Source organism: Kitasatospora phosalacinea (genome assembly GCF_000717185.1).
In the GTDB taxonomy this organism is placed as follows: domain Bacteria; phylum Actinomycetota; class Actinomycetes; order Streptomycetales; family Streptomycetaceae; genus Kitasatospora; species Kitasatospora phosalacinea_A.
In genome coordinates, this window is sequence record NZ_JNYE01000192.1 from 1 (window position 1) to 4,246 (window position 4,246).

Annotated in this window: 3 protein-coding genes and 1 pseudogene; 1 reads left to right on the top strand and 3 read right to left on the bottom strand. The window is 67.9% G+C overall.

The genetic code is table 11. The annotated features are described in order from the left end of the window. The first annotated feature begins 122 nt into the window (after positions 1-122). Entirely contained in the window at positions 123-806 is a 684-nt protein-coding gene (locus OO57_RS40205; protein WP_051778751.1) for a hypothetical protein, read from the top strand. Here OO57_RS40205 and OO57_RS37265 read toward each other — a convergent pair. From OO57_RS37265 to OO57_RS46530, 3 genes and pseudogenes are all read right to left on the bottom strand, one after another. Then, a complete protein-coding gene (locus OO57_RS37265) occupies positions 781-3,075 on the bottom strand; it encodes a type VII secretion system-associated protein (RefSeq protein WP_033257307.1) in 2,295 nt (764 codons plus the stop codon). The two genes, OO57_RS40205 and OO57_RS37265, sit on opposite strands and share 26 nt — an antisense overlap. A 4-nt stretch (positions 3,076-3,079) precedes the next feature. Next, positions 3,080-3,718 (bottom strand): hypothetical protein, encoded by a 639-nt coding sequence (locus tag OO57_RS44450; RefSeq protein ID WP_033257308.1) that lies wholly within the window; start codon positions 3,716-3,718, stop codon positions 3,080-3,082. Between the two features lie 211 nt (positions 3,719-3,929). Continuing rightward, a pseudogene (locus OO57_RS46530) lies at positions 3,930-4,246 on the bottom strand (hypothetical protein); the annotation flags it as partial.

Sequence of the window (4,246 nt, forward strand, 5' to 3'; positions counted from 1 at the left end):
CGCGCCCTGATGCGGTCGATCCACCCCACTCGCACAAACCCGCCAACCACTCGAAGCGACCTCACCGAAGCCGCTTGACATCCATAGGAGCATCCGCCGCGCCCCGGCGCGGGGATGCTCCCATGGATGTCGAGCGGGGCAGGCACCTGCTGGAGGCGGGCACCGGGCGCCGCGACACGCAGACCGAACTCATCGCGCTGACGCGGCGGTGGGCGTTCGACCAGCTCACCGGCCAGCCCGCCGGGATCGCCCGCCCGCCGCGGGACGAGGTGGGCACGGACGACTACCTGCCTGCCGCCACGACGACCGGCGGAGAGAACGCGCGCGAGGCGCTGGCCGAGGAGACGATGGGCCCGCTGCTGGTCTGGGTGATCCGTCTCGTCGAGGACCTGACCGACGGCATCCTCACCGCGCACGCCGCGGCCCGTCGCCACCTGGCCCGCGACGGCAGCGTCCGCTACGACAACCCGAACGCCCTTCTGCTGTGCCTCTACCGGCGTGACCGGGCCTTGTGCGCGAAGGACGGCCGGCGCGACGCACCCAGCCTCGACCGGTGCGTCCCCGGCCGCGGCAACATCGTCCGCACCGACCAACACGCTGCACAGCTGCGAGAACGCGCAGAAGTACACGACCGCACCCGCGCTACCTTCACAGGCGCCCAGCCCATGAGCCCCGTCCCCGACGAACGCGACCGCATCCGCACCGCGACGGACCGCATTCTCACCAGCACCCCCGAGCGCTCCAACACCTGCATGATTGCATCCAGGAATCTCCCCTCACTCAAATTGCCTGAGTCAGGAGCCTGAACTGTGCGTCGTCTCCCGGGTTCAGCATGATGTCCGTGTCGACAGGAACCGCCTCGGGCAACCTGTCCCCCACCACTCGTATCCAGCGCGCCCCAGGCACCAGTCGCTTGTGGATCTCGGCAGTGACGACCGCAACGCATCGCACTCCGTCCGGTGATAGCCCTACCAGTGGATGAGCCTGTTCATCGCAGGCGATCTCGACAACGGAATTCCGGAGCGTTGAAAGGAGCCGGTCGGCGATGGCGCCGTCATGGCCAGCTGCGATGAATCGCAAAAGCGCATGCACCGGATCGGTCGGAGTCGACCTGTCGTCGGGCACATAAACGGGGTTCGGCTCAAATGGCCCAGGAATTCCGTCCCCATCGAGCGCCCAACCGCCGACCATGGCATGGACCGGCAGGACCTCCGACGGGGAGTCGCGCTTCCAACCAGGCTTGGGAAGTACGAGCCAGTCTCCTTGCCGAATCGCACTCTCCATCGGCTCGACGGAGTGCGGGTCAGCCCCGCCGTCATGTATTGGTTCCTGGACGCTCTCGGACTTCCCTGCAAGTTCGTAGCGGGCTCCGCGATGTCCGCCTCGCGCCGCCAGAGTCAGCCAGTGCTCGGCCTCAGCGGCCCGGCCTCGGATGAGCAGGCTCATCCCAAGCTTGTACGCCGCCCGCACCTCGCCCGATTGGTGAAGGGCACCGATCATGATCTGGCGGCCGGACCCGGTCTCGGCCGTGGACGCTCCCTGGGCCAGCGTCCGCTCCAGGCTGTCGGCCGCCGTACGCCACCACCGCTCGGCCTCAGCGGTGTCAGCGTCCTCCTGGAACAGCTCGCCGAGGTGGTAAGCGCCGAGCAGGGAGCCGGCTTCCGCTGACTGGCGCCACCACCGCTTGGCTCCGCCCCGGTCGCCCCGGCTCAGTGAGAGTTCGCCGAGTGAGAAGGCGGCGTGTGCACTGCCGTCGGCTGCGGCTGCCTCCCACATCGCTCTTGCCTCATCGACTCGGCCTTGTTCGTGCAGCAGTCCCGCCAGTTGATCGGCGGACGAGACGGACGCCTCCAGGTCCGCGCGCGCGAGATCGTCACCCATGACCGCCGCCGCCCCCTTGCCGGCCGAAGTGCCCTCGACGATGCGAAGCAGCGATTCGGCCTCGGCGTCCCCGCGATGGCGCAGCAGGGCTCCCAGCCCCGCCGCGGCGGTCCAGTCTCCGGCGTCCATGCCGCGACGGAACCAGTGCTCCGCCTGGTCGAGCTCGCCGCGTCGGAAGTGCAGCACGGCAAGATCGTTGAATGCCGGGAAGAAGCGCTGCTCTGCCGCTTGCCTGTACCAGCGCAGCGCCCCGTCCAAATCCCCGCTCGCGTCAAGCAGGTATCCCAACCAGTACGCCGCTTCGGAACTCCCCGCCTCGGCGGCAGCTGCGTAGGCGGCCCGCGCCCGTACCAACCGGCCGCGTCGACCGTGACGGTTGCCGCGCGCCCTCAGCTTCGCCGCCTTCTTGGGTTCTGGTTCGCTCTCCAGGCCGGGTCGGCGCAGGTAGTGCGACCCGTCGGAGCTGGTGTGGGCCGCTGGTGTCGGGATGTGTCCAGGTAGGACCGCCGAAATGACGGCCTGTTTTGATGAGGCGCGGTGCCAGTGGTCGGGGAAGAATCTATGAACCGGCGCCCACAGCCCTTTTTCGGGACCGGCGACTGCCTGCATGTACGTTTGCGCGGTGACGGTCATGTCCCAGGTGAACTCCTCGGTGCGCCCAGCACAGGAAATCTCCGCTGTCATTATCCAGTTGACCAGGTCGCGCGCGTCGGTGACCGGCGCAAGAACAAGCGTTTTGGTCCCGTGCGCCGGAACCCGCAGTGGCAGGGCCGGGGAATCCTCATCGAGGCGTCGTATGGACCCGGAATCCAGATCAATTTCCAGGTCCGGATATTTCAGTGGTTCATATGCGGACACCGAGCGTTGGACTGCGTCGACGAAATCGGCGCTGAACGGCGGCATGAACTGGTTCTGGATAATGCTGATGGCGTCGGCTTCGAGGGCAGAACGGCTGATCGGTCCCAGGGTGACGCGCTCCACGAGGACCTCCTGGCCCCCATCGGCGCGCACCTCGAACAGCAGATTGTGCCCAGTGAGCGGGACGTGGACCGCTGTAGGTCCCGTCTCGCGGCTGGGGGCGATGATGACGCACACATGACTCCGAGCAGAAGCCCGGACTGTGTACGGCACGTCCTCGGCCGGCCCTCTTGCCGCGATGGTCCTCACCGGCTGGAGCATCAGGTGGACCAGCACGGCGTCACCCCGCTTGCCGGGAGTCTCGGGCAGCGGTGCGGAAGGGGTGTCCCCCCAGGTCGACCCTGGCACTTCCTGATCGTTTGCCGGACTGCCAGTCCAGCCAGAGCACCCACTGAACATCCCCGGCCTCGGTGGTGATCTTGATGTCGAAGGCTTCGGATTCCTGCGACGCGATCGCATAGGGGAAGTCGCTGCTGTCCAGTGCCTTCACCTGCGGCGGCCGAGCATCGAGCAGGGCCTCGAAGCGACGCCTGGGCACCTCGGCCGCGTGGCGGGACAAGGCCCCGAACCTCGGGGACCACGCGATCACTTCAACCCGAAGGTCCGTTAGCAGAACGGCCTCCGGTAGCGCACCGGTGACAATCAGCTGAACAGTGTGGCCGCTGGCCGGGACGTCCTCGGTCTGGCTGCCGTCGGTGAAGGTGACGTAGTCGATGTTCCTGAGCCTCACGTCCGTGGTGAACGGGTCCGCGGTCTCCAGTTCATGCGTTCTACTGCGCCCCTTGATCGCCTCCCCGATGAGCTCCGGAGCCCGTTGCCCCAAAGCGGCGGCCGCTGCGGCACCCCCTGCCACGGCCCAGGCCAGGGCCTTGTCGGGTATCGCGAGCAACAGAACGGCGGCGCCGCACAGACCGCTCACGATGACTGTGATGCGAACGAGCCAGGGCCTACCTCGCATGCCGTCCCCCCACGGAAAGCGCGTCAAGTGATACGACGTTAGCTGGGGTTCGTAGTCGTCGGGAGGGCCTTGGCTCGATTGTGGCGCCGACCTGGACCGCACCATCATCGCGATCGCCGCGTACGAGTACGAGTACGAAGCACGAGAAGTCGAAGCCGGGATCTGGGCCTACTCACCCCGGGTCGGCGCCTTCAGCCAGTCCGGCACAGGAGCGTGCAGTACACGGTTCCCCCAACACGTCGACCTGGCAGGGCGATCCGGCCGACGTCCCGGGCGTCCACCTTCTCCCAGCACTCCTGCTCGGTGAGGCGCACCAGCACCGGCCGGGGCGCGGGGAGCCCCGGCCCGGGGGTCGGTCGGGGCGGCCGTCGACGAGTTCGCGGTAGGTCGGGCCGAGGGCGGCGGCGATCCGCAGGAAGCCGTTGGGGTCGAAGCCGGGCCCGGCGGAGACGAGGAACTCCAGGTACGGGCGTGACATGCCGGCCTCGC